At 62.1% G+C, this 25611-nt stretch carries 27 protein-coding genes and 1 riboswitch; of the genes, 2 read left to right on the top strand and 25 right to left on the bottom strand.

What is annotated here, in order from left to right; all coding sequences use genetic code 11:
• Positions 1-31: 31 nt before the first annotated feature.
• Genes HBO12_RS15370 through cobO form a run of 10 tightly spaced genes read right to left on the bottom strand, consistent with a single transcriptional unit; the run spans position 32 to position 8871 of the window.
• Entirely contained in the window at positions 32-760 is a 729-nt protein-coding gene (locus HBO12_RS15370) for an adenosylcobinamide-GDP ribazoletransferase (protein ID WP_169955252.1), read from the bottom strand.
• The gene (gene cobC, locus HBO12_RS15365) at positions 761-1336 is read right to left on the bottom strand and encodes an alpha-ribazole phosphatase family protein (RefSeq protein ID WP_170042600.1); all 576 of its coding nucleotides are present in this window, start codon (positions 1334-1336) and stop codon (positions 761-763) included.
• Positions 1333-2388 (bottom strand): nicotinate-nucleotide--dimethylbenzimidazole phosphoribosyltransferase, encoded by a 1056-nt coding sequence (gene cobT / locus HBO12_RS15360; protein ID WP_170042599.1) that lies wholly within the window; start codon positions 2386-2388, stop codon positions 1333-1335. The genes cobC and cobT overlap by 4 nt, the downstream gene beginning before the upstream one ends.
• Positions 2385-2906, bottom strand: a complete 522-nt coding sequence (gene cobU / locus HBO12_RS15355) for a bifunctional adenosylcobinamide kinase/adenosylcobinamide-phosphate guanylyltransferase (RefSeq protein ID WP_170042598.1) — start codon at positions 2904-2906, stop codon at positions 2385-2387. The genes cobT and cobU overlap by 4 nt, the downstream gene beginning before the upstream one ends.
• A gap of 10 nt (positions 2907-2916) precedes the next feature.
• Entirely contained in the window at positions 2917-4368 is a 1452-nt protein-coding gene (locus HBO12_RS15350) for a cobyric acid synthase (protein ID WP_170042597.1), read from the bottom strand.
• A complete protein-coding gene (cobD, locus tag HBO12_RS15345) occupies positions 4365-5354 on the bottom strand; it encodes a threonine-phosphate decarboxylase CobD (RefSeq protein ID WP_170042596.1) in 990 nt (329 codons plus the stop codon). The genes HBO12_RS15350 and cobD overlap by 4 nt, the downstream gene beginning before the upstream one ends.
• Positions 5347-6255: an adenosylcobinamide-phosphate synthase CbiB gene (gene cbiB / locus HBO12_RS15340; protein ID WP_170042595.1), complete on the bottom strand. Its 909-nt coding sequence runs from the start codon at positions 6253-6255 to the stop codon at positions 5347-5349. Before cbiB ends, cobD begins: the two co-directional genes overlap by 8 nt.
• Positions 6252-6902, bottom strand: coding sequence for a 5,6-dimethylbenzimidazole synthase (bluB, locus tag HBO12_RS15335; RefSeq protein ID WP_169955245.1), 651 nt, complete (start codon positions 6900-6902; stop codon positions 6252-6254). The genes cbiB and bluB overlap by 4 nt, the downstream gene beginning before the upstream one ends.
• Positions 6899-8263, bottom strand: a complete 1365-nt coding sequence (locus HBO12_RS15330; RefSeq protein ID WP_170042594.1) for a cobyrinate a,c-diamide synthase — start codon at positions 8261-8263, stop codon at positions 6899-6901. Before HBO12_RS15330 ends, bluB begins: the two co-directional genes overlap by 4 nt.
• A complete protein-coding gene (gene cobO / locus HBO12_RS15325; RefSeq protein WP_032857045.1) occupies positions 8260-8871 on the bottom strand; it encodes a cob(I)yrinic acid a,c-diamide adenosyltransferase in 612 nt (203 codons plus the stop codon). Before cobO ends, HBO12_RS15330 begins: the two co-directional genes overlap by 4 nt.
• Before the next feature lie 80 nt (positions 8872-8951).
• A riboswitch (cobalamin riboswitch) is annotated at positions 8952-9199 on the bottom strand.
• Between the two features lie 99 nt (positions 9200-9298).
• On the opposite strand from cobO, the gene HBO12_RS15320 reads away from it, so the two are divergent.
• The gene (locus HBO12_RS15320) at positions 9299-10612 is read left to right on the top strand and encodes a PQQ-dependent sugar dehydrogenase (RefSeq protein WP_169955242.1); all 1314 of its coding nucleotides are present in this window, start codon (positions 9299-9301) and stop codon (positions 10610-10612) included.
• A 66-nt stretch (positions 10613-10678) separates the two neighbouring features.
• On the opposite strand, the gene HBO12_RS15315 is transcribed toward HBO12_RS15320, so the two are convergent.
• The 14 genes from HBO12_RS15315 to HBO12_RS15250 form a co-directional block, all read right to left on the bottom strand.
• On the bottom strand, positions 10679-11482 hold the full coding sequence (locus HBO12_RS15315; RefSeq protein WP_169955241.1) for a transglutaminase family protein: 804 nt from the start codon (positions 11480-11482) through the stop codon (positions 10679-10681).
• Positions 11479-12429: an alpha-E domain-containing protein gene (locus tag HBO12_RS15310; RefSeq protein WP_169955240.1), complete on the bottom strand. Its 951-nt coding sequence runs from the start codon at positions 12427-12429 to the stop codon at positions 11479-11481. Before HBO12_RS15310 ends, HBO12_RS15315 begins: the two co-directional genes overlap by 4 nt.
• Positions 12430-12433: 4 nt before the next feature.
• Entirely contained in the window at positions 12434-13843 is a 1410-nt protein-coding gene (locus HBO12_RS15305; RefSeq protein WP_170042593.1) for a circularly permuted type 2 ATP-grasp protein, read from the bottom strand.
• 461 nt (positions 13844-14304) lie between these two features.
• A complete protein-coding gene (locus tag HBO12_RS15300) occupies positions 14305-14646 on the bottom strand; it encodes a ribonuclease E inhibitor RraB (protein ID WP_029299641.1) in 342 nt (113 codons plus the stop codon).
• Between the two features lie 211 nt (positions 14647-14857).
• Positions 14858-15094, bottom strand: a complete 237-nt coding sequence (locus HBO12_RS15295) for a hypothetical protein (protein WP_262377002.1) — start codon at positions 15092-15094, stop codon at positions 14858-14860.
• A gap of 103 nt (positions 15095-15197) precedes the next feature.
• The gene (locus tag HBO12_RS15290) at positions 15198-15806 is read right to left on the bottom strand and encodes an START domain-containing protein (protein ID WP_170042592.1); all 609 of its coding nucleotides are present in this window, start codon (positions 15804-15806) and stop codon (positions 15198-15200) included.
• A gap of 41 nt (positions 15807-15847) precedes the next feature.
• Positions 15848-16102: a YkgJ family cysteine cluster protein gene (locus HBO12_RS15285; protein ID WP_076961156.1), complete on the bottom strand. Its 255-nt coding sequence runs from the start codon at positions 16100-16102 to the stop codon at positions 15848-15850.
• Between the two features lie 161 nt (positions 16103-16263).
• Complete coding sequence (locus tag HBO12_RS15280; RefSeq protein ID WP_170042591.1) at positions 16264-16734, bottom strand: translation initiation factor 2; 471 nt, start codon at positions 16732-16734, stop codon at positions 16264-16266.
• 104 nt (positions 16735-16838) lie between these two features.
• Entirely contained in the window at positions 16839-18278 is a 1440-nt protein-coding gene (locus tag HBO12_RS15275) for an aminotransferase-like domain-containing protein (RefSeq protein ID WP_169955234.1), read from the bottom strand.
• Between the two features lie 240 nt (positions 18279-18518).
• Positions 18519-19322, bottom strand: coding sequence for an OmpA family protein (locus tag HBO12_RS15270; RefSeq protein ID WP_170042590.1), 804 nt, complete (start codon positions 19320-19322; stop codon positions 18519-18521).
• A complete protein-coding gene (locus tag HBO12_RS15265) occupies positions 19319-19675 on the bottom strand; it encodes a DUF4398 domain-containing protein (protein ID WP_169955232.1) in 357 nt (118 codons plus the stop codon). The genes HBO12_RS15270 and HBO12_RS15265 overlap by 4 nt, the downstream gene beginning before the upstream one ends.
• Before the next feature lie 9 nt (positions 19676-19684).
• Positions 19685-20500 carry a substrate-binding periplasmic protein gene (locus HBO12_RS15260; protein ID WP_169955231.1) on the bottom strand — a complete coding sequence of 272 codons (816 nt, stop codon included), beginning with the start codon at positions 20498-20500 and terminating at the stop codon, positions 19685-19687.
• 82 nt (positions 20501-20582) lie between these two features.
• A complete protein-coding gene (locus HBO12_RS15255; RefSeq protein ID WP_169955230.1) occupies positions 20583-21512 on the bottom strand; it encodes an electron transfer flavoprotein subunit alpha/FixB family protein in 930 nt (309 codons plus the stop codon).
• Positions 21513-21514: 2 nt separating this feature from the next.
• Positions 21515-22264 carry an electron transfer flavoprotein subunit beta/FixA family protein gene (locus HBO12_RS15250; RefSeq protein ID WP_169955229.1) on the bottom strand — a complete coding sequence of 250 codons (750 nt, stop codon included), beginning with the start codon at positions 22262-22264 and terminating at the stop codon, positions 21515-21517.
• A 556-nt stretch (positions 22265-22820) separates the two neighbouring features.
• Here HBO12_RS15250 and HBO12_RS15245 point away from each other — a divergent pair.
• Entirely contained in the window at positions 22821-24485 is a 1665-nt protein-coding gene (locus HBO12_RS15245; protein ID WP_169955228.1) for an electron transfer flavoprotein-ubiquinone oxidoreductase, read from the top strand.
• Between the two features lie 176 nt (positions 24486-24661).
• On the opposite strand, the gene HBO12_RS15240 is transcribed toward HBO12_RS15245, so the two are convergent.
• On the bottom strand, positions 24662-25555 hold the full coding sequence (locus HBO12_RS15240) for an AraC family transcriptional regulator (protein ID WP_169955227.1): 894 nt from the start codon (positions 25553-25555) through the stop codon (positions 24662-24664).
• Positions 25556-25611 lie beyond the last annotated feature (56 nt).

Below are 25611 nucleotides of genomic sequence, written 5' to 3'. Positions count from 1 at the left end.
ATACCCGCGATTAAGGAAATGCAAGAAAGTGTTACAGAGCCAGACCGATCAACACCGCTACCTCAAGCAGCTCCAGCAAGGCGCCGGCCGTATCACCGGTGGTGCCGCCCAGCCGATTGATCATCAGTTGCCGCAAGCCCACAAAGCAGATGGCCGCTAGCAACACCGCAATCCCGCCACTGAAACCGCCGATCAACACACACGCCAGGCCGCTGAGGATCAGCACCTGCTGCCCAACAATCCGTGGCAAGTGGTCAGCCAGCGCCTGGCCCAGGCCCCCGGCGCGCACATAGCGGGTGGTGAGAAACAGTGCCAGCAGCGAGCTGCGCCCGATCAACGGCGCGAGGATCAACGCAGCGCCATTGTGTTGCTCGATCAGCGCCACCAGCGCGGTGAATTTGAGCAGCAGCACCAAGCCCAGGGTCACCACCGCAATCGGGCCGCTGCGCGGGTCTTTCATGATGCTCAAGGTGCGTTCGCGGTCGCCAAAACCGCCCAGCCAGGCGTCAGCGCTGTCCGCCAGGCCATCCAGGTGCAGGCCGCCACTGAGCAACACCCAGGCCGTCAGCAGCAGGGCCGCATGCAACAGCAAAGGCGCGCCCATCAACAGCGTGTTCAAGCCCCACAGCAGCAGCCCGAACAACAGCCCCACCAGCGGATAAAACAGCAGCGAGCGCCCCAGCTCCTGGGGTTGCGGCATGCCCGGCAGGCGGATCGGCAAGCTGCTGAGAAACTGCAAGGCAATCCAGAACGGCAACATTCAGGCGCCCTCGCTCAACATGCCATCGGCTTCGACCCGCAGGCTGAACAGGCCGCCGTGGCCGACCTCGACATTCAGCAACTGTTCACGGGGCAAGCCACGGGCCTGGGCCAGCAGTAAACGCATGACACCACCATGGCTGACCAACAGCACCCGTTGTCCGGCATACAGCTGATGCAGACGTAGGAGGGCGCCGCGCACGCGCTGGGAAAACGCCTCGACAGGCTCGCCATCCGGCGGCGTAAAGCTATAGGGATCCGCCCAGAACAGGCCCAGCGCCTCGGCGTCGGTCTCCATCAACTGCGCCGCGCTCTGCCCTTCCCAAGCGCCGAAATGCAGCTCCTGTAGATCCTGTTCCAGGCTCACCGGCAGGTTCAGGCGTGCGCCCAACTCTTCAGCGAAACGCGCGCAGCGCTGCAGCGGCGAGCTGACCAGTCGATCCCACGGCCCGCGCGCCAGCACCGCCTCGCGCATCTGCGCCCAACCCTTGGCGGTCAGCGCATCATCCAGGCTGCCGCGCAAACCGCCGCCCAGTTCGGTTTCACCATGGCGCAGCAGGTCCAGGTGCAAGGTCATGCCGGGCGATCCGCCACGGCGGCTTCTGCGAACGTCGCCATCTGCCCGTGCAACGCACAGGCCAGGCGTAACAGGGGCACCGCCAGCGCCGCACCGCTACCCTCGCCCAGGCGCAGGCCCAGTTCCAGCAGCGGCTGGGCTTCAAGGCTTTGCAACACATGGCGATGGCCCGGCTCGGCGCCCCGATGGCCGAACAACAGCCATGGCCGGCAAGACGGGTTCAGGCGCGTGGCGACCAGCGCCGCGACGGTGCAGATAAACCCGTCGACCAGCACTACCACCCCCGCCTGGGCGCAGGCCAGATACGCCCCCACCAACCCCGCAATCTCTAGGCCACCGAGGTTGAACAGGGTCTGCAACGGGTCGCCCCGCTGCCCGGCATGCAACGCCAGGGCGCGCTCGATCACCGCCACTTTATGGCTTACGCCCTGGGCATTCAGGCCGGTGCCGGGGCCGGTCAGGTCGCTGACCTGGCAATCGAGCAAGGCGCAGGCCAGTGCACTGGCGGCAGTGGTGTTGCCGATGCCCATCTCGCCGCCAATAAACAGCTGCGCACCAGCGTTGATCGCCCGCTGCACGCTGTCACGCCCCGCCGCCAGGGCCAACTGACCCTGGGCCTCGGTCATGGCCGCGCCCAGCACAAAATTGGCCGTGCCCGGGGCGATATTCAGGTGGCGCACGCCCGGCAGGTCGAGCGATGGCGTCACGGTGCCCAGGTCCACCACTTCCAGCTGTGCACCCAGTTGCCGGGCCAGCACGCTGATCGCCGCACCGCCGCTGACAAAGTTGTGCAGCATCTGCCCGGTGACTTCCTGGGGATAGGCCGAGACGCCTTCGGCGACCACACCGTGATCGCCAGCAAAGATCGCGATCCATACCTGCTCGACCGTTGGCTTGACCCGGCCTTGCAACCCGGCCAGTTGCACTGCCAGCGCCTCCAGTTGCCCCAGCGACCCGGCGGGCTTGGTCAGTTGCTGCTGGCGGGCCAGGGCTTGTTCATAGGCCGTGGCGTCCAGCGCCTTGCAGGGTTGCAGCCACCAGGATTGGCTCATAACGCAGTACCTTTCAAAGTCAGGGGCAGGCCCGCAACGGTCAGCACTACACGCTGACAACGCTCGGCCAAGGCTTGATGCAGCCAACCGGCTTCATCCACATAGCGGCGAGTCAATTCGCCCAGCGGCACGACACCCAGACCGGTCTCGTTGCTGACAAAAATGATTTCCCCCGGCAGCGACGCCAGGCAGTCCAGCAGGGATTCACGCTCGACGCCCAGGCGCTGTGGGTCGTCCAGCAGCAACAGGTTGGTGAGCCACAGGGTCAGGCAATCGACCAGCAGGCAATGCCCAGGCGCCGCGTTTTCACGCAGCACCCGCGCCAATTCCAGCGGTTCCTCGATCAGCCCCCAATGGCTGGGACGACGCTGGCGATGCAGGGCCACGCGCGCGTTCATTTCACCGTCCAGGGGCTGGCTGGTAGCGATATAGGTGACGGGCATGGCGCTGTCGCTGGCGAGTTGTTCGGCCAGGCGGCTTTTACCGGAGCGGGCGCCGCCGAGGATCAGTTGCAACATGGTCAAGCCCTCAAATGCCACATAACTGGCGCAGCAATCGGGTATCCAGATGCTGCTCCACCAAATCCGCCAGGCGCTCGATATCGCGCTCGCGCAGGCCGTGGTAATCGACTTCCTGCACATCCTGCAAACCGGCCCAGCGCAGCAAGGCGCTGCATGCGGCGGGCGTCTCGAACAGGCCGTGCAGATAAGTGCCAAGGATCTGCCCATCATCGCTACAAGCACCGTCGCTGCGGCCATCATCCAGGCGCACCGCCGCCTGCTCCAGGGCAGGCCCTCGGGTCACGCCCGCATGGATCTCATAACCACTGACCGGCGCCTCTTCCAGCACCAGCCGGCCGCGCACATTGCGCAATTGTTTCTCGGCTTCCAGGGTGGTGCTGAACGCCAGCAGGCCCAGGCCAGCGCTGGAACCCGCCGCGCCTTCCAGGCCCAGCGGATCGTGGACCTGCTCACCCAGCATTTGCAGGCCACCGCAGATGCCCAGGACTTTGCCGCCATAGCGCAAGTGCCGGGCAATCGCGCGGTCCCAGCCATTGACGCGCAGATAGGCCAGGTCGCTGCGCACGCTTTTCGAGCCGGGCAGGATGATCAGGTCGGCGGCGGGGATTGCCTGGCCCGGCCCGACAAACTGCAGATCCACCTGGGGATGCAGGCGCAACGGGTCGAAGTCGGTGTGGTTGCTGATGCGCGGCAATACCGGCACCACCACCTTGAGCACCTGCGCCGCCTTGTCGATCTGGCGCTGGTCGATGCCATCCTCGGCTTCCAGGTGCAGGTCCATCACGTACGGCAGAACGCCCACCACCGGTTTGCCGGTGCGCGCCTCAAGCCAGTCGAGGCCCGGTTGCAGCAGGGCGATATCGCCACGGAAGCGGTTGATGATAAAGCCCTTGACCCGCGCCTGCTCCGACGGCGACAGCAACTCCAGCGTGCCCACCAGATGAGCAAACACCCCGCCGCGATTGATGTCGGCGATCAGCAGCACCGGGCAATCCACCGCTTCAGCAAACCCCATATTGGCAATGTCGTTGGCCCGCAGGTTGATCTCGGCCGGCGAGCCTGCGCCTTCGACCATCACCACCGGGTAGGCCGCGCTCAGGCGCGCATGGGAGGCCAGCACCGCCTGCATGGCGATGGCTTTGTAATCGTGATAGGCCACTGCATTCATGCTGGTCACGGCATGGCCATGGATGATCACCTGGGAGCCGGTGTCGCTATTGGGCTTGAGCAGCACCGGGTTCATGTCGGTGTGCGGCGCCAGGTTGGCGGCCTGGGCCTGCACGGCCTGGGCGCGGCCGATCTCGCCCCCTTCTGCCGTGACCGCACTGTTGAGCGCCATGTTCTGCGGCTTGAAGGGCACCACCGGCACGCCCTGGCGCACGACCCAGCGGCACAGCGCGGTCACCAGGGTGCTTTTGCCCGCGTCGGAGGTGGTGCCTTGCACCATCAGGGTGGTCATGAAGTTTGCTTCCAGGCAGTCAGGGCGTGTTCGAGGCGCAGCCAATCGGCGTCAGTCCCGGGCAGGCCAAAACGCAGGCTGCTTTCGTGGACAAACAGGCGCAGCAGGATGCCGCGCTGGGCCATGAACTCATGTAGCAGCTCGGCGCGTTCGGTGATCAGCCACTGGAACAGCGCGCAGCCGCCTTGTGGGCGCAGGCCATACTGCTCCAACAGGCGAAACAGACGCTGGCTGGCGTCTTCGCAGCGCTGGCGCTGGTAGGTGTGGCCGGTACTGTCGCGCAGGCACACCTGGCCCAACTCCCGCGTCGGCCCGCTCACCGCCCACGGGCCGACCTGCTCGGCCAGCAGCTTGAGCAGCTTGCGCTCGGCCAATACAAAGCCCAGGCGCACCCCGGCCAGGCCGAAAAACTTGCCGAACGAGCGCAACACAATCAACCCCACTTGATTGGCCTGGCTCGCCAGGCTCAAGTGCGGGGTGTTGTCCATAAAGGCTTCATCCACCACCAACCAACCACCGCGCTGGGCCAGGCGTGCATGCCAATCCAGCAGGCGCTGGGGCGTAAGGCTCAGGCCGGTCGGATTGTTGGGATTGACCACCACCAGCACGTCGAGGCTATCGAGGAAGAAGTCGACTTCCTGCTCCAGCACCTCGCGCACGATGTAACCGGCGCGGCGCCAGGCTTGGGCATGCTCGGCGTAGCACGGCGACAACACGCCGACCTTGCCCGCCCGGCGCAGGCGCGGCAGCAGCTGGATCGCCGCCTGGGAACCCGGCACCGGCAGCACCTGGGCTGCGCCGTAGTAGTCGCAGGCGGCCTGCTCCAGGCCGTCATCGGTCTCTGGCAGGCGGGCCCAGGCCCGCAGCGGGATGGGCGGGATTGGCCAGGGCCAGGGCGCGAGGCCACTGGACAGGTCCAGCCAGTCTTCCTGGGCGATGCCGTACTGCAACGCCGCCTTGCGCAGCCGTCCACCGTGTTCAAGCATAGAATTGCGCCCCCGCACACAGGATCAACACCCACAGCCACACGCCGCGCTGCACCAGTTGCCAGCCACGCTCGATGGAATCGGCATCGGCCGGCGGCCCTTCGCCAAGGGTCGGACGCTGGTGCAACTCGCCGTGATAAATCGCCGCCCCGCCCAACTCGACACCCAGGGCGCCCGCGCCCGCAGCCATCACCGGCCCGGCATTCGGGCTGTCCCAGGTCGGGCCCTGGCGGCGCCAGCATGTGAGCGCCAGGCGGGTCTTGCCGAGCACGGCGTAGGTCAACGCAACCAAGCGTGCCGGAATGTAATTGAGCACATCGTCAATCTTCGCCGCCGCCCAGCCAAAGCGCTCAAAGCGTTCGTTGCGATAGCCCCACATGGCATCCAGGGTATTGCTCAGGCGGTACAGCACCACGCCCGGCACCCCGGCCACGACAAACCAGAACAGTGCGGCGAACACCGCATCGCTGCCGTTTTCCAGCACCGACTCGGTGGCCGCGCGCGCCACTTCGGTGCTGTCCAATTCGCTGGTCTGACGGCTGACCAGGTAACTGACACGCGTGCGCGCCTCGTCCAGGTCCCCGCTGCGCAGGGCCTGGGCCACCGGTAGCACGTGCTCACCCAGGCTGCGCATGCCCAGGGCCAGGTACAACGCGAGGATCTCGATCACCCAGCCGAAGTAAGGCGCCCAGGACAAGGCCGTGGCCAGCAAGGTCAGCGGTATCACCGTGATAAACCACGCGGTCACGCCATGGCTGCGCCAGCCGCGCCCCGCAGAGTTGAAACGCTGCTCGATGCGCCCGGCAAAATTGCCGAACGCCACCAGCGGATGCCAGCGCCTGGGCTCGCCCAACAGCGCATCCAGCGCCACTGCGGCGACGCTCAGCAAGGCCACACTCATTGACTCACTCCCCAATAATTCTCATACAGCATGTCACTCAGCGGACGCGGTTCGGTCCAGCCCTCAAGTTGCAACATCGGTGCCGGGTAGAACTCCGTCACCGGGCCCAGGCACAGCACGGCCAGCGGCTTGGCGCCGGGCGGCAGGCCGAGCAGGTCGGCCAGGTCCTGGGGTTCGAACAACGACACCCAGCCCATGCCCAGGCCTTCGGCGCGGGAGGCCAGCCATAGATTCTGGATCGCGCAGGACAGCGACGCCAGGTCCATTTCCGGCAAGGTCCGGCGCCCGAAAATATGCCGCTCGCGATCATCCATCAACGCCGCCACCAGCACCTCGGCGCAGTCGTGGATGCCTTCGACCTTGAGCTTCATGAAATCGTCCGAACGCTCGCCCAGGGCTTGCGCGGTACGGATGCGTTCGGCTTCCACCAACTGCTGGATCTGCCCGCGCAGGTTGCGGTCGCTGATGCGGATAAAGCGCCAGGGCTGCATCAGGCCGACGCTGGGGGCCTGGTGCGCGGCCTGCAGCAGGCGCTGCAGCAGCTCGGGGGCGACGGTGCCGCCGCTGAAGTGGCGCATGTCGCGACGTTCGGCGATGGCGCGGTAGATCGCGTCGCGCTCGGCCTGGGGGTAGGCGTGGTCGGTCATGGCCCTATCGCGGGCAAGCCCGCTCCCACATTTGAACCGTGGTCGCCTGCCATGCCGGCTTGCCGGTCTGGCGCAAACAACGCGGCCACCGCAGCCGGGTTCGACGGGAAGTAAAAGTGCACATAGGAAGCCGTCATCCGCCCCTGGCGATACACCGCCTCGGCGCCGCGCCCGCCGTTGGGGCTCAGGCCACGGGCAATCGGCTGCCACTGCGTGCTGGTCAGGGAATGATGATAGGTATGCCCGCGCAGCACGCCTTCCGGCAGCTCGACCGTTTGTAGGGCCAGGGCCGCCAGGCGTTTTTGCATGACCGCATCGCCTTGCAGCAGGCCCAGCAGTTCGGCGCGCGTGCCCTCGACATCGGTCAAGGAATCGAGCAGGTAGAGCATGCCCCCGCATTCAGCCAGCAACGGTTTGCCGGCAGCGTGATGGGCACGGATCGCCTGCAGCATCGCGCTATTTTGCGACAGCGCCTGATGATGCAGTTCCGGGTAGCCACCGGGCAGATAGAGGCTGTCGGCGTCGGGCAGCACGCGGTCATGGATCGGCGAGAAGAAGTGCAACTGCGCGCCCATCGCTCGCAGCAAATCCAGGCTGGCGCCGTAGGTGAAGGCAAAGGCTTCGTCACGGGCCACGGCAATCCGCACCCCGGTCAGCAACGGCTGGGCTTCGATCAGCTCGGGCGCAGCGAATTCCACCGGCGGTGGCAGCGCTACCTCGCAACTGCTGGCCAGGGCGGCGGCGGCAGCATCCAGGCGCAGGTCCAGGTCATTCAGCTCGCTGGCCTGCACCAGGCCCAGGTGACGGCTGGGCAGCTCAATGCCGGTTTCCCGGGACAGTGCGCCGTACCAGCGCAGGCCTTCGGTCAAGCTGCCTTCGAGCAGTTGGGCGTGGCGCACGGTGCCGACACGGTTGGCCAGGACCCCGGCGAACGGCAGGTCTGCCTGGTAACGCGCCAGCCCCAGCGCCAGGGCGCCAAACGTCTGGGCCATGGCGGTGCCATCGATCACTGCCAGTACCGGCACGCCAAAATGGCGCGCCAGGTCGGCGCTGGAAGGTGTGCCGTCGAACAGGCCCATCACGCCCTCGATCAGGATCAGGTCCGCCTCCCCCGCTGCTTCCCACAGCAGGCGGCGACTTTCCTGCTCGCCGACCATCCACATGTCCAATTGATAGACCGGCGCACCACTGGCGCGCTCATGGATCATCGGGTCGAGAAAGTCCGGGCCGCACTTGAACACCCGGACCTTGCGCCCCAGGTTGCGGTGCAAACGGGCCAGGGCGGCGGTGACGGTGGTCTTGCCCTGGCCTGACGCCGGCGCGGCGATCAGCACGGCAGGGCAATGGCGCGGCTGGTTCAAAGTTCGATGCCCTTCTGTGCCTTGATACCGGCCTGGAACGCATGCTTGAGCATGCCCATTTCGGTGACGGTGTCGGCCATTTCAATCAGTTCTGGCTTGGCGCCACGCCCGGTGACCAGCACATGCTGCATGGGTGGGCGAGCTTGCAGGTCGCCAAGCACCTGGTCGAGGTCGAGATAGCCGTGCTTGAGCGCGATATTCAGCTCATCCAGCACCACCAGGCCGATGGACGGGTCCTGCAACATTTCCCGGGAGACTTTCCAGGCCGCTTCGGCAGCGGCGATATCACGCTGGCGGTCCTGGGTCTCCCAGGTAAAGCCCTCGCCCATCACATGGAAACGCACCTGCTCGGGGAAGCGGCGGAAGAACAGCTCTTCCCCGGTGCTGTTGCGGCCCTTGATGAACTGCACCACGCCGCATTGCATACCGTGCCCCATGGCCCGGGCGAGCATGCCAAAGGCCGAGCTGCTCTTGCCTTTGCCGTTGCCGGTCAATACCAGCAGCAAACCGCATTCGTTCGGTGAATTGGCAATGCGCTCGTCAATCACCGCTTTTTTGCGCAGCATGCGCGCCAGGTGGCGTTCGTCACGATCGGGGGAATCAGTCATGGCAGCTCTCCGTTGGGGCTGGACAAAAACGGCGGGCAGGAAAAGACCACTTAAATGAAGCCAAGCATCGCCCACCGTGATGCTGTTGGATGGATCAGGCCGGTCTCCGGGCTCATGAGTGGCGCCCTGTTGAGCAGGGCGAGCCGACGATGCGCCTTCCCATATCGCAGGCGATACAGTGGCAAAAGCAGCGTCTTGACTCATTTACCGTTGCGGGGGCAGCGCCGGGATCGTGGCCGCACTGTAGAAAAGTGCGCGCACTCACCGGCTTCCCTGTTTCACTCGGTCGACGGGTACGTCACAGAGCACCTGAAACAAGCGGCGAAGGTTAGTGGGTTGGGGGTACAGCGTCAATTAAAGCCGGCCATGCACTTGAACCATCGCCGCGCGCTGTACCTCTATGACTACAGGCATTGAGGAGAAAAACATGCACAAGACCCGACTCGCCGTACTGATCATGGCCGCAGGCGCACTCGCTGCCTGTGGCGAAAGCTCAACCTTGCAAGTCTCCGATGGCACCGGGCCGTCGCCCAAGCTGCCGGAACCGAACAAAACCCTGATCCCCACCGTCAACATCGCCCCGGCCATTGGCTGGCCCGATGGCGCCAAGCCGACCGCGGCTGCGGGCACCCAGGTCGGCGCCTTCGCCGAAGGCCTGGACCACCCGCGCTGGTTGTATGTATTGCCCAACGGCGACGTGCTGGTGGCCGAGACCAACGCGCCGCCCAAGCCGGATGACTCCAAGGGCATTCGCGGCTGGGTCATGGAAAAGGTCATGGGCCGTGCCGGGGCCGGCGTACCCAGCCCGAACCGTATCACCCTGCTGCGCGATGCCGACCATGACGGCGTGGCAGAAACCCGCACGGTGTTCCTGGAAAACCTCAACTCGCCGTTTGGCATGACCCTGGTGGGCAACGACCTGTACGTGGCCGACTCGGACAAGCTGCTGCGCTTTCCCTATCAACCGGGGGAAACCGCGATCAAGGCCCAGGGCACCAAGGTCATCGACCTGCCGGGCGGCCCGCTCAACCACCACTGGACGAAAAACGTGGTGGCCAGCAAGGACGGCAGCAAGTTGTATGTGAGCGTGGGTTCCAACAGCAACGTCGGTGAAAATGGCCTGGAAGCCGAACAGGGCCGCGCGGCGATCTGGGAAGTCGACCGGGCCAGCGCCAAGCAGCGGATTTTTGCTTCCGGGCTGCGCAACCCCAATGGCATGGCGTGGGAGCCACAAAGCGGCAAGCTATGGACGGCGGTCAACGAGCGCGATGAAATCGGCAGCGACCTGGTGCCGGACTACATCACCTCGGTCCAGGACGGTGGCTTTTACGGCTGGCCGTTCAGCTACTACGGCCAACATGTGGATGTACGGGTCACGCCGCAGGATCCGGACCTGGTGGCCAAGGCCATTGCCCCGGACTATGCCGTCGGGCCACACACCGCATCGTTGGGCCTGACCTTTGCTGAAGGCAACACGCTGCCGGCACAATTTGCCCATGGCGCGTTTATTGGCCAGCACGGCTCGTGGAATCGCAAGCCGCACAGTGGTTACAAGGTAATCTTTGTGCCATTTGCGGGGGGCAAGCCCAACGGCGCACCGGTGGATGTGCTGACCGGGTTCCTCAACAGTGATGAGAAAGCCATGGGCCGGCCGGTGGGCGTGGTGATCGACCAGCAAGGCGGCTTGCTGGTAGCAGATGATGTGGGGAATAAGGTGTGGCGGGTGTCAGCCGCTAAATAGCACCTGATGCCGGTTTGCCGACGATGAGGATCATTCTGGGCTCATCGCCGGCAAGGGGGTGCGGGGTTATTGCTGCTGCACCAGGATCACCGGGCTCGGCGCCACAAATACCCTGGCATGCATCTGCTCGTGCCCGCCGCCACGGCGCATGCCGCGTACCGGGCACGCATCGAGGTAATCCAGGCCCACCGCCAGTTTCAGATGCCGCTCCGGGCGGGCCAGTTGGTTGGTCACATCGAAGCTGTACCAGGCGTCATCCAGCCAGGCTTCGGCCCAGGCATGGCTGGCCAGGTGCTCGCTGTCCTCGCTATACAAATACCCCGACACATACCGCGTGGCGATCCCCAGGCTGCGCGCGCAGGCCAGGAATGCATGGGCGTGATCCTGGCAAACCCCGGCACGCCCGGCGAACGCCTCGGCCGCGCAGGTTTCCACTTGCGTGGCCCCCGGCACGTAGGCGATATGCTGGTTGAGAGCGTGCATCAGATCGATCAAGGCATTGCGATCCCGGCGTTTACCGCAGTGCTGCTGGGCAAAGGCGCGCAGGGCCTCGTCCGGCTCAGTCAGGCGCGTGCAACGCTGGAAAGGAAATGGCGACTGGCTGTCGTGCTCGGCCTCGCGCCACTCGTCAATGTCCACTTGGCCTCGGGCGCCGATGACGATCGATTCGTGGGGCTCATCCAGGGTCAGCACATGCAGGATATTGCCGAATGGGTCCAACTGGGCCCGCACCGGACGCGGCAGATCCAGCTGCCAACTGAGCACATGCTGACGCTCGCTGTCGTGAGGGGTCAGGCGCAGGTATTGGATGCTGGCACGCACCTGGTCTTCATAGCGGTAGGTAGTTTCGTGGCTGATGGAAAGTCTCATGCCGCCTCCAGGTAGGAATGATGAATAGCGTTACCCAACTGGCGTACCAGCGGGATGAAGTCGGTCAGCCAGGCGTGCAGGCCTTCTTCAAGGATTTCGTCAATGGCGGTAAAGCGCAGGCGCGCGTCCATTTCGGCGGCCAGGCGCTGGGCCGGGCGGCCGTTGATGCCAGGCAGACTGGCGAGGATCTGGTCGATTTCTTCGCTGCACGCGCGCAGGGAACGCGGCACATCGGCACGCAGCAGCAACAGTTCGGCCACCTGCCGGGCGCCGGGCGCATCACGATAGATCTCGGTGTAGGCCTCGAAGGACGACAAGGCCCGCAATAGCGCACTCCATTGGTAATAGGCGTGGGCGGTGCCATCAATTACCACGTCGGCCTGGTCGCCGGCCATCTCGTAGCGGGCGTCCAACAGGCGCAGGGTGTTGTCGGCCCTTTCGATAAAGGTGCCCAGGCGAATAAAGCGAAAAGCGTCGTTGCGCATGATGGTGCCGTAGGTGGCGCCACGAAACAGGTGGGATCGTTCCTTGACCCATTCGCAGAAACGGCTCATGCCATAGCGGCTCAGGCCCTCCTGGGCGATGACGCGAATATCCAGCCAGGTGGCGTTGATGTTTTCCCACATGTCCGCAGTAATTCGCCCACGCACGGCATGGGCACTGGCGCGGGCGGCGCCCAGGCAACTGTAGATGCTCGCCGGGTTGGCGGCATCCAGGGCAAAGAAGTGCAACAAACGCTCGGCATGCAACTCGCCGTGACGCGCGTGATAGTCGTCCAGGGTGCCGGTGATCAGCAGGGGCATGGCCAGTTCGTGCAGGCCATCGCCGCGCCCATCCTGGGGCATCAGCGACAGCGAATAACTGACATCCAGCATGCGCGCGAGGTTTTCCGCGCGCTCCAGGTAGCGCGACATCCAATATAAATCCGAGGCAGTTCTGCTCAGCATGGTTTCATTCCTCGACCACCCAGGTGTCTTTAGTGCCGCCACCCTGGGATGAGTTGACCACCAACGAACCCTCCCGCAGCGCCACACGGGTCAGCCCGCCGGGCACCACACGGGTTTCCTTGCCGGACAGGACGAACGGCCGCAGGTCGATATGCCGGGGCGCTATACCGTTTTCGACAAAGGTCGGGCACGTCGACAGACACAGGGTCGGCTGGGCGATGTAGGCATGGGGCTTGGCCTTGATCCGCGCACGAAAGGCTTCGATCTCAGCAGCCGTGGCAGCCGGGCCGACCAACATGCCGTAGCCACCGGAGCCCTGGGTCTCCTTGACCACCAACTGCGGTAGGTTCGCCAGCACGTGAGACAGTTCGTCAGGCTTACGGCACTGGAACGTCGGAACATTCTTCAGGATCGGCTCTTCATCCAAGTAAAAACGGATCATGTCGGTGACGAAGGGATACACCGACTTGTCATCCGCCACCCCGGTGCCAATGGCATTGGCCAGCACCACATTGCCCGAGCGGTAGGCGGCCAGCAGGCCGGGCACACCAAGCATGGATTCGGGGTTGAAGGCCAGCGGGTCGAGGTAGGCATCGTCGAGGCGCCGGTAGATCACGTCCACAGCCTTGGGCCCGTCGGTGGTGCGCATGAATACGCGGTCGTCGCGCACAAACAGGTCAGCGCCTTCTACCAACTCCACACCCATTTCCCGGGCGAGGAACGCATGCTCGAAGAACGCGCTGTTGAAGCGCCCCGGCGTCAGCACCACCACGCTGGGGTTATCCAGCGGGCTGGAGCTTTTCAGGGTATCGAGCAGCAGGTTGGGGTAATGATCGATCGGCGCGATGCGCTGGGCGGCGAACAGCTCGGGGAACAGGCGCATCATCATCTTGCGGTCTTCGAGCATATAGCTCACGCCGCTGGGGGTGCGCAGGTTGTCTTCCAGCACGTAGTACGTGCCGTCGCCATCCCGTACGAGGTCGACACCCGAGACGTGGGAATAAATATCGCGGTGCAGGTCCAAGCCCTGCATCGCCAACTGGTATTGCTCATTGGCCAGCACTTGCTCGGCAGGAATGATCCCGGCCTTGATAATTCGCTGGTCGTGATAAAGGTCGGCAAGGAACAGGTTCAACGCCTTGACCCGTTGAATGCAGCCTCGTTCGACAATTCGCCATTCGCTGGCGGGAATGCTGCGCGGGATGGTATCGAAGGGAATCAGGCGCTCGGTGCCCTGCTCGTCGCCGTACAGGGTGAAGGTGATACCCGCGCGGTGGAACAGCAAATCGGCTTCACGCCGACGCTGGGCCAGCAGTTCGGCAGGGGTTTGATCCAGCCAGCGGGCAAACTCGCGATAGTGAGGGCGGACCTGGCCAGCCTCATCGTACATTTCATCGTAATAAGTGCGGATCATGCCGAACTCCTTGTCACCCGGACGCAACGGACTGTCGCAAGGCCCGTGCCAGCGGCATAAACACTTAAGTATCAATTAGTTGGATATAGCCAAAGGCAGCACCGCACCGTCCTGGTGCAACAACCGCTCGGGCCTTGCCACTCGCGCTTCAAAGCGACGCAGGCATTGCCTATCACCAGCATAGCCAGAGTTGATTTCACTGCCCGGGAAAGCTTGCGGATAATCACGCTCATCCGCTGAACAGGATTCGTCCTACAGCATCACCTCGTCACCGCCGGTAATTTGCTTGTGCAAGTACCGACCGGTTCCCCTTCTTTCCGGTCTTCCCTTTTAGCCACCCTGCTCGGGTGGCTTTTTTTTGTGGAGGAATTTTCGCAATAAGTTCCAAGTACTTTGCCGCGCCACAAACAAAATCGGCCGACCCGAGGGTCAGCCGATACGCTGCTTTATTGATCATGTGTCTACATGGGTAACCCACGAACCTCGTGCTTCACGCCCCATCCCTCGATAATCCCGCCCAAGGGCTCGACTACCGCCTCAAAGTCCTGCTCGAAATCACCAATACCGTCGTAGGTGGCGAACATGACTTTGCTCAATTCCAAGAACCAGGCACCGTCATCCCGTGCACTGACCTGGGCATTGATCGACTCCCCACGAAACCGACCCGCAGCCCGGCGCGCACGTTCCTCATCCGGGAAAATGGCGTAGAACTCAATGGGGTGGAAGCGCGAGAAGTCAAAGCCGCCCTCTTTCATGCGGCGTAACACGTGGGTGCTGATGTCTTCTTGATAGGCTGTGCTCATGAAACGTCCTCCTAAACCGATGGATAGACTTTCCGTGCTTCCCAGAGCCTGCGCGCGAACGGCGCAGGTTGACGGCAATGACATCGCCGCAGGAAAACAAGCATGTAGCTGACAAGACCAGACCTTAGCGATTCATTCGCTGATCTCCCTTGCAGAGTAGCGCGAAGCTATCACCTCCACCAGCAGCGCTTTAAAGACGTACAGGGAATATTCAGGCGGCGGGAGAAATGTCGAGGATCTGGATACTGTTCTGGTCCTTCAAGCTCTTGACCGTCGGTTCGGCGATCCGGCCATCCAGGTCATTGAGGTCCAGCTTGGCGGGGATGGGCAGCAATTTAGCGCGAATCATCTGCGCCGCATCTTCGAGGCTGGGCTTTTGCGCACAGGCGAACAGCTCTACCGATTGCACGCCGTGATCGTCAACGAAGGTAACTTGCCAGTTTTGCATCAGTGCCTCCTCGATAAAGCCCATGGATGGGCTTACACATATCTGGACCTTGAGGGCACGGTGATCGTTCCACTCAAGGCAGGAGGCATATGATCGGTTGGGCTTACGGCTTCTCGGCCGCTGCCTTGAGGGCTTTCAAGGTGTTGAAAGGCGCTTCAACCACAAACTTGTTGGCCAGCCAGGAAGGCACGCTGCCACCTGGCTCGGTGTGAACCTGGTAGGTCACTTCGGTCTGGTCGGCGCCTTTGGGCGCCAATTTCCAGAAGCCTTCGACCTGGGCCACGCGCACATAGCCTTTCTCTTCCGGCAGATAGGTCGGCACTTCCAGCAGTTTGCGGGTCACGCTGCCATCGGCGGCCTGGGTGGTGGTGATTTCCAGGATCGAGTCACGATCGGTCACCGGGAACGGGGCCTTGAACTGGGTGTAGGTCCAGCTCTTGTCACCTTCCTTCTTGAGCAGCTTCTGTGACTTGCATTCGTGAATCCACTTACAGGCGCCGACGACATCGTCCTGTAGGGCCTGGATCTTGGCCAATGGCGCCTTGATCACGGTAACGCCGCGATACGCCTTGTATTTGGAGCCGGCCACTTCACTCAAGGCAACCTTGATACCTTCCTCATCCTTGGCAACCTGCCACTCTTCTGCCTGTGCAGTAGCTGCAAACAACACCGTAAAACCGCACAACACAGCCATTCGTTTCAGCGAACCCATTGTTGTATTCCTTATTGTTGAAGTTCTGACATTAAAGCCCACTAAGCCGCCGTCATCTGCTCCCACCAGCCGATCAACCTGATCGCTTCTTCCTGGCTACTACCACAGACCTCAAGATCCGCCGCAAAGGCACCGCACACCGCGGGCCGCTCAGGCTGGCCAAACAGTTGGCACAGCTGTTCGACCGACAGATGCAGGCAGCGTTCGCCCGCGGGTTTGCCATTGGGCATACCGGGCAGCGGCGAACTGATGGAAGGGGCGATACAGCAGGCGCCACAGCCTTCACGGCATTTCATGACCAGCAGGTCCTCGACGACAAAGTGTTGATGGCCGGGCTAGAGTACGCCCTAAAACATCCGTTTTAAAATGGTCTAACAGAGGTTTTTCGCAGAAAACAAACGTGACCGACCAGTCTGCGACAGAAGGTCAGTGGCTCAGGTCACTTTGGCGGGAAAGATTAATTCTTGAATTCAAAATCCAGGGCTGCGCCTTCTACATCGCGCCGCTCCTCATTGCGCATTTGCAACTGCATTTCGTTGCTCAGCAGGCGTCCGTTGATCTGGAATGCGCTGTTATCGACCGGTTTCTCGCCAAACATCGGCGGCAACAACGGCACGTTCTTGGGCTGCGGCATAGTGCCAAGGGGCTGCAGATGTCGGACCATTTCCTGGGGCAGGCTGAGGTCCAGTTTCGCCGGTGGTAGCTTGGTCTGGGCCACTTCACGGGCTGACTTGGACTTGCTGGCGATAGGTGCGCGCTTTTTTTCCTTGGCGGCTTTTTTCGCCTGGACTGTTTTTTTCGCCGGCGCCGGCGTTTGTTCGGCAGCTGCCAGCACAACTGGCGCAGTGGCAGGCGCTGCCACTACAGAAGTGGCGTTGCACAGGCTCGCCAGACAGATCAACAGCGCGGCAGGAAAAATAGAGGTCATATCGCCAACAGCATTAACGGCAGAAGGCCATATGCTCGCTTGTTGAGCGCGGCATGACAAGCGCGGTGATTAGCCAGCTACCGTTCAGGCCCCGTTTTGGCGCTTCAAAAACCGCCCGCTGCCTCCTGGCACAACTGGTTGGCCAGCATCCCCAGGGTCATCAAGGCGCGCTCGGCTTCACGATTCCAGGGTGTGCCGCAATTGAGCCGAATACAGTGGTTGAACTGTTCCGTATTGCTGAAGATCAGCCCCGGCGCAATGCTGATGCCCTGTTGCAGGGCGCGCACGTGCAACTCCTGGGTATTGACCCGACCCGGCAGGCTGACCCACAGGATAAAACCGCCGGTCGGTCGGCTCATCTGCGTGCCCTCCGGGAAATACTGCTGCACCGCCAATTGGAAGGCGCTGAGGTTCTTGCGGTACTCCTGGCGAATGTAACGCAGGTGCCGGTCGTAGCCGCCATTCTCCAGGTACGCCGCCACGCCCATTTGCGTCACGCTGCACGCCGAGTGGGTGCTGAACATCTGCAGGCGCTGGAGCTCTTGCTGGTACTTGCCGGCAATCATCCAGCCGATACGCACGCCGGGGGACAGGGTCTTGGAGAAGCTGGAGCAGTAGATCACCCGGTCCAGGCGGTCATAGGCCTTGAGGGCCTTGGTGCGGCCCAGCTCGAACATCAATTCGCCGTAGATATCGTCTTCGACGATCTGGATATCGAAATCCGAGGCCAGGCGCAGCAACTGTTTCTGCCGTTCTTCCGGCATGGTGCCGCCCAGGGGATTGCTCAGGCGCGTGGTCAGCACCAGGGCCTTGATCGACCATTGGTTGGCCGCCAGTTGCAGGGCTTCCAGGCTCATACCGGTGGCGGGGTCGCTGGGGATTTCGATGACCTTGAGGCCGAGCAGATCCGCCAGTTGCAACAGGCCGTAATAGGTGGGGGACTCAGCGGCGATCAGGTCCCCGGGACGGGTCAGCACCCGCAGGGACATCTGCAATGCGTCAACACACCCGTGGGTGATCACCACCTCGGACGGGTCGACCACCACGCCGGCATCGCGCATGCGGATCGCGACCTGGCGTCGCAGCGGCTCAAAGCCTGGGCTGAACATATAGCTGAACGCCCGCGGGCTCTGGAAGCGCGTGACCTTGGCCAGTTGCTGGTGCAGTGCGCGCACCGGCAGGTAGTCGACACTGGGCACGGCGGCGCCGAGCGGGAACACCCCTTCGCGCCGGGACTCGACCAATACCTGTTGAATGATACTGCTGCGGGTGACCAGGCCCGGGCGCTCGACCCGCGCGATATCCGGCGTTGGTGCGGTCAGGGCCGGCGTCTGGTGCACGTAATACCCGGACTGCGGGCGCGCGCGGATCAGCCCCTGGTCCTCGAGATTGGCGTAGGCCTGCAACACTGTGGCATGACTGACATTGAGCTGGGAGCTCATCTTGCGCACCGAAGGCACGCGCTCACCCGGCTGATAGACACCGCGCCGGATATCCTCAGCCAATTGCTGGGCGATACGTTGGTAAAGCAAGAGATTGGTCATGACGCAGCACTCGATTTCACGGGTATTTTATTTTTGTGTGAAACATACCGGCACAGTTTAGAAGTGTACGGGGACAGTTGCCACAATAGTCGAGGATGGGCGCCAGTGATAGAAAAAACTGTATGGGTTGAGAAGGCAATTGCAGGCATGAAAAACCCGATCGAGGATCGGGTTGCGGGGCGAGACACACGGCATATTCCCTGGGGGAGCTGGCTTGCCAGCTCCCACAAGAACTGAGATTCAGCGCGCAGCGCCGAGCTGGCCCTTGTCGTCGGAAAAGACGATTTCCACACGCCGGTTCTGCGCACGCCCCCGTTCGGAAGCATTCACTTCCACCGGGTACTGATCGCCATAACCTTCTACCTGGATGCGTTTGTCATCAATGCCCAGGTCAACCAGTACATCCGCCACGGCCTGCGCCCGGTCGCGGGACAGTTTGAGGTTTTCCTGCTCGCCGCCGGTACTGTCGGTGTAGCCCTCGATCCGCACTACCCGCTTGGGGTTCAGTTGCAGGAATTGCACGATCTTCAACACTGTACGGTTCGCCGAGTTTTTCAGTTCTGCCTGGCCGGTGTCGAACAGCACGTCGCCCAGGGTCATCACCAGGCCGCGATCGGTCTGGGTGGTGGTCAGGCTGGCAATTTGCTCTTCGAGCCACTTGCCCTGTTGCTGCACGCTCAACAACTTGGCCTCGCGCAGTGCCAGTTGCAGGCGTTGGCGCTCCAGTTCGAGCTTGGCCGCACGTTCTTCGTTGAGTACCAACTGGGTATGCTCGCGGGCAATCGCGCTGTAGCGCTGGCTCAAGTAGGCGTAATGCACCACGTCGCCACCGCTGCCCCAGTAGCTGGACAGGCGATCGGCGCGGGCCAGGGACTCACCGGCGCGGATCACGTCCTTGGGCGCGATGCGCAGCACGTTGGAGTCTTCCTTGACCTTCTGGAAGTCGCTGCCAGCCTGCTGCAACGCGATATCGCTATTGGGGTGGCTGGCACAGCCGGCGAGCACCACGCTGCTCAACAGCAGCCCACAGGTCAGACGGATCATTGGGCATCTCCCAGCTGTTTGCGCAGGCGGGTGATACGGGTCTCGAGGACATTCAACTGTTCCTGACTCTTTTGCGTCAGCACCCGCGCCTCCGCCAGGCGGGCATCCAGTTCGGCCTGTTCAGCCTGCATGCGGGCATCCTTGTAGGATTGGTCAGCCATGTCGGCCTTGGCCTGGGCCAGCTTCGTCTCGGCGAGTTTCAACTCGGGCACGTCGTCAGCCACGGCCCCCACAGCGGCGGCTTGCTCCAAGGCTTGCTGGGTCAGGCGCATTTGCTCATTCGGCGCAGGATCTGCGGCACAGCCCGCCAGCGTTACTACGGCGAGGGCGGCGAAAAGAGGTCGAATAGTCACTAAAAATCCCTACTTTGTTGGGGTGCCGACGGGTTGCTGCAACTGCGTCTTCCAGCGTTCGATATTGCGCTGCAACGCGGCTTCCGTCAGACCGGACGCGGCCAATTCTGTCATCTTTTTGGCGAGCTGTCCGCGCAACCACGGATCATTGCAGGCCGAGTTGTGGGAAATCGCCAGGAACAGCCCCGGCTGGTCAATCGGCAGTTCCCGGGCCAGCAGGTCTTTGCTCATGCCCAGGGTCTGGGCCATGGCCATACCGGAGTAACGTCCGGCCAGCACGTAGTCCACTTCGCCCAGCAGCAGTTTCTGCAAGGCCGGGGTCACGGTTGGCAGGCGTTCCAGGGTCAGGTGTTCGCTGGCAAAGGCTTCAAATTCAGGGGACAGGCGCGCCCGCTCCGAGACTGCGCCCTTGTGGCCATGCAGGTCGGCCGCGCTGGTATAGACCAGAGGCGAGTCAACGCGGGTCCACACCCGATAATCGGCCTGCATCAGCGCCGGGTGGATGTAGTCCAGGGTCTCCAGTTCGCTGACACTCAACGGCGCATCGACCAACATGTCCATGCGCCCGCTGCGCACTTCTTCAAGGGCCAGGGAACGCTTGCCGCCGTATAGCAGGTCGATTTTCAGTCCCAGGTCCTTGGCCACTTGCTGCAACACATCGGCGTTGGCGCCGATCAGGTGGGTGGGGGCTTGCGGGTCGCGCCACAGATAGGGCGGCGCATCCGGGCTGCCGGTCACGACCAGGCGCTCGCATTTGCCGGCCGCGATAGACAAGGTCGGCAGCAGTGACAGGCCCAGCAGTACAGTCCAGCGGCGCAGTTCCATGGCGTGTTTTCCCGATCAAATAGTTGCGTGCAAAAAAAAGCCCGGTCATAAGACCGGGCTCTTTATAAGTGAAGCGGCTGGTTTAGACCAGCTTCTCCAACTCAGGTACGGCTTCGAACAAGTCCGCAACCAGGCCGTAATCAGCCACCTGGAAGATCGGTGCTTCTTCGTCCTTGTTGATCGCAACGATCACTTTGGAGTCTTTCATACCGGCCAAGTGCTGGATCGCGCCGGAGATACCGACCGCGATGTACAGCTGTGGCGCAACAATTTTGCCGGTCTGGCCGACCTGCATGTCGTTGGGTACAAAACCTGCATCGACGGCCGCGCGGGAGGCGCCGACCGCAGCGCCCAGCTTGTCGGCCAGGGCATACAGGTGCTTGAAGTTGTCACCGTTCTGCATGCCACGCCCGCCGGAAACGACGATCTTGGCAGCGGTCAGCTCAGGACGATCCGACTTGGCCAGCTCTTCGCCAACAAAGCTGGAAGTGCCAGCGTTGTGGACAGCAGCCACCGCTTCAACGGCAGCCGAACCACCTTCAGCTGCAACCGGGTCGAAACCGGTGGCGCGCACGGTGATCACTTTGATGGCGGCGGTCGATTGCACGGTGGCAATGGCGTTACCGGCGTAGATCGGGCGCTTGAAGGTGTCGGCGCTTTCGACCGAAACGATCTCGGAGATCTGGTCAACGTCCAACTGCGCAGCAACGCGCGGCAGGATGTTTTTGCCGTTGGAGGTAGCGGCAGCCAGAATGTGGCTGTAGCCAGCGCCCAGTTCTGCAACCAGTGGCGCAACGTTTTCAGGCAACTGATGCGCGTAGGCAGCGTTGTCGGCGGCCAGTACTTTGCTCACGCCAGCAATTTTCGCGGCGGCTTCAGCCACGGCACCCACGTTCTGGCCGGCGACCAGGACGTGGATATCACCACCGATTTTCGCAGCAGCGGCAACGGTGTTCAGGGTGGCCGGGGCCAGCACCTTGTTATCGTGTTCGGCGATTACGAGGATAGTCATGATCAGATCACCTTCGCTTCGTTTTTCAGTTTCTCGACCAGTTCAGCCACCGACTTGACCTTGATACCCGCGCTGCGTGCAGCTGGCGCTTCGACTTTGACGGTCTTGTTGGTGGAGGCGGTGGAAACGCCCAAAGCATCCGGAGTCAGCACTTCAAGCGGCTTCTTCTTGGCTTTCATGATGTTTGGCAGGGACGCATAACGCGGCTCGTTCAAACGCAGGTCGGTGGTGACGATGGCCGGCAGTTTCAGAGAAACGGTCTGCGCGCCGCCATCGATCTCACGGGTCACGGCAACGCTGTCGCCAGACACTTCGACTTTCGAGGCGAAGGTGCCCTGGCCGTAACCGGTCAGTGCAGCCAGCATCTGGCCAGTCTGGTTGTTGTCGCTGTCGATGGCTTGTTTGCCGAGGATCACCAGCTGCGGCTGTTCCTTGTCGACAACGGCCTTGAGCAGCTTGGCAACGGCCAGCGAGGTCAGGTCTTCAGCGGATTCGACGAGAACGGCGCGATCGGCACCCAGCGCCAGGGCGGTACGCAGCTGCTCTTGAGCAGTGGTCGGACCGATGGAAACGACGACGATTTCAGTCGCAACACCTTTTTCTTTCAGGCGTACGGCTTCTTCCACGGCGATTTCGCAGAAGGGGTTCATCGACATTTTGACGTTAGCCAGATCGACGCCGGAATTGTCCGCCTTGACGCGAACTTTCACGTTGTAATCGACAACGCGTTTGACAGCTACAAGAACCTTCATGGATTCCTCGTTACTCTCCGGTGAAAAGGAAGCCGCCCGGATAAACCTGGCGGTAGATGCTCAACGGCGCACAAGGGCACCTCTAAAAACGCAGGCCGTCATGACAGGTGACGTTGCACGTACTCAATAATAAAGACCGTTCGTCAGCGGTGACTGACAAGTCATTCATCGTCGCAACGTGTAAACTGCGCGCCAGCATTACGTGCGCGTCAACCTGTAAGAGCATTGCCTTGTCTTTGGACGTGGCCTTGAAACCGGCAGTCCGCCTACGAGAAGCGCAAAACCGACCGTATATTGACCGGAACACCTTTTCCGGTCAATACAGCAAAATGGTCAGATATAAGCCGCGTTGCTTTGATTTACCTAGCTCGCGGGCAATTCAAACAAACGTTTGTATTGGACGCTGAGAGTGGTGTAGATATAATGCGCCACCTAGAGAGAAAGGTGGGTCGTCCCCTGCCCCTTTGTAAGAAATTGGCGCAGAAGACGACAGATAAAACACCGAACCTCCACCCATTAGAAAAAAAACTGTTGAGCCTTGAGTAGGAGATAGCCTGTGGAACGCGAATACATGGAATTCGACGTGGTCATCGTCGGCGCAGGGCCGTCGGGCCTGTCTGCCGCCTGCCGACTGAAGCAGAAGGCCGCCGAAGCCGGTAAGGAAATCAGCGTCTGCGTGGTCGAAAAAGGCTCCGAAGTCGGTGCACATATCCTGTCCGGTGCCGTGTTTGAACCACGCGCCCTGAATGAATTGTTCCCGGACTGGAAAGAACTGGGCGCCCCGCTCAACACCCCGGTGGTGCGCGACGACATCTATGTACTGCGCAGCAGCGACAGCTCCACCAAGGTTCCAGACTTCTTTGTGCCCAAGACCATGCACAACGAAGGCAACTACATCATCTCCCTGGGCAACTTGTGCCGCTGGCTGGCCCAGCAGGCAGAGAACCTGGGCGTGGAAATTTACCCGGGCTTCGCGGCCCAGGAAGTACTGTTCGACGAAAACGGCGTAGTGCGCGGGATCATCACCGGCGACCTCGGCGTCGACCGTGAAGGCCACCCAAAGGAAGGCCTGTACACCCCCGGCATGGAACTGCGCGGCAAATACACACTGTTCGCCGAAGGCTGCCGTGGGCACTTGGGCAAGCAACTGATCCAGCGCTTCAACCTGGACAGCGACGCCGACGTGCAGCACTACGGCATCGGTCTCAAGGAAATCTGGGAAATCGACCCGGCCAAGCATCAACCAGGCCTGGTGGTCCACACCGCCGGCTGGCCGCTGGACATCATGAGCAACGAGAACACCGGTGGCTCGTTCCTCTATCACCTGGAAAACAACCAGGTGGTGGTAGGCCTAATCGTCGACCTGTCCTACAGCAACACCTTCCTGTCGCCGTTCGATGAGTTCCAGCGCCTCAAGCATCACCCGGTGCTGGCCCAGTACCTGGAAGGCGGCAAGCGCATCAGCTACGGCGCGCGCGCCCTGGCCAAGGGCGGCATCAACTCGCTGCCGAAGATGGTATTCAAGGGCGGCGCCCTGATCGGTTGCGACCTGGGCACGATGAACGTGGCCAAGATCAAGGGCAGCCACACCGCGATGAAGTCCGGCATGCTCGCAGCAGATGCAGTGGCTGATCGCCTGTTCGCCGAGTCCGAAGGCGGCGATGAACTGACCGCCTACGTCGACAGTTTCAAAGCCAGCTGGCTCTACGAAGAACTGTTTGCCACCCGTAACTTCGGCCCGGCGATGCACAAGTTCGGCCCGATCATCGGTGCCGGCTTCAACTGGTTCGACCAGAACATCCTCGGCGGCAAAATGCCGTTCACCCTGCACGACACCAAGCCGGACTACGCCTGCCTCAAGCTGGCCAAGGACAGCCAGAAGATCGATTACCCCAAGCCCGACGGCAAGCTGAGCTTCGACAAGCTGAGCTCGGTGTTCCTCTCCAGCACCAACCATGAAGAAGAGCAGCCGTGCCACTTGAAGCTCAAGGACCCGAGCATCCCCATCGGCACCAACCTGCCGCTCTACGATGAGCCGGCGCAACGCTACTGCCCGGCTGGCGTGTACGAAGTGATCACCCAGGAAGACGGTGAGAAACGCTTCCAGATCAATGCCCAGAACTGCGTGCACTGCAAGACCTGCGACATCAAGGACCCTTCGCAGAACATCACGTGGGTTACGCCGGAAGGCGCGGGTGGGCCGACTTACCCGAATATGTAAGCCATCTGCTTGAACATGAGGCTCTCCACTGGAGAGCCTTTTTTATGGCCGACACAAATCTAATGTGGGAGCGGGCTTGCTCGCGAAGGCGGTGTGTCAGTTAAGAATTATTAACCTGACACACCGCCTTCGCGAACAAGCCCGCTCCCACATTTGGATAGAGGTATCTCCGGGATTTATGCCGCTCGTTCTTCACCAGGGTTGCGCAGGAAATAGCGCTTATATTCCCGACTGAACTGCGACGTACTCTGATACCCCACGTTATGCGCCGCCTGCGCTACCCCCATGCCTTGTGCCAGCAACAACTGCTGGGCCTTGAGCAGGCGCAAGCGCTTGAGGTACTGCACCGGCGACAACAAGGTGCAGCGCTTGAAGTGTTCATGGAATGTCGACGCACTCATATGCGCATAACCGGCTAGGGTCTCGATGTTCAAGGGTTCGGCGTAATGGGCATGCAGGTGATTCAATGAGGTGGCAATCCGCGAGAACTGCCCCTGCTGTTCCACCAGGGCCCGCAGCACATCGGCCTGTGGCCCGCGCAAGGCGCTGAACAATAATTCCCGCACCCGTGCCGGCCCCATGATCCGGGCTTCAAGCGGATCGTGCAGACACTGCAACAGTCGCTCGACGCAACCACGCATCGCGTCATCGAGCACCACCGAGCTCATCGACTCCAGGGTCTGCGCCGCCGGCGGCGGGCCGGCCTGCATGCCCATGGCCATCACCAATTCACCCAGCACCACCCGATCAATACCTACAGTAACGCCATACAGCGGGGCATCGGCGGCCATGGCAAACGTCTCGCACTCGAACGGCACCGGCATCGCCTGGATCAGGTAATGCCCGGCGCCGTATTCCAGGGTACGCGGCCCCAGGTAGGCGAGCTTGCTGCCCTGGGCCACGAACATCAGGCTCGGCTCATAGATCTGCGGCCCGCGCGCCACGTCGCAACTGGCGCGCAGCACCTTCACGCCCGCCAGATGGGTCGGGGAGAAACCGTCGCAGGGCGTAAGCCCCTCAATCAAGGAAACCAGCGCAGCGTTGGCATCGAGATGGCGGGTCAACAACATGGCAAAAAACTTCGCGAAAAAGGGATAGGAACATCATCGCAGGTCTGGCGGCCAAT

The organism is Pseudomonas sp. WS 5059 (assembly GCF_012985525.1).
Lineage (GTDB): Bacteria > Pseudomonadota > Gammaproteobacteria > Pseudomonadales > Pseudomonadaceae > Aquipseudomonas.
The sequence above is the reverse complement of the archived record's forward strand: the minus strand, read 5'-3'. Positions and strand labels throughout refer to the sequence as shown.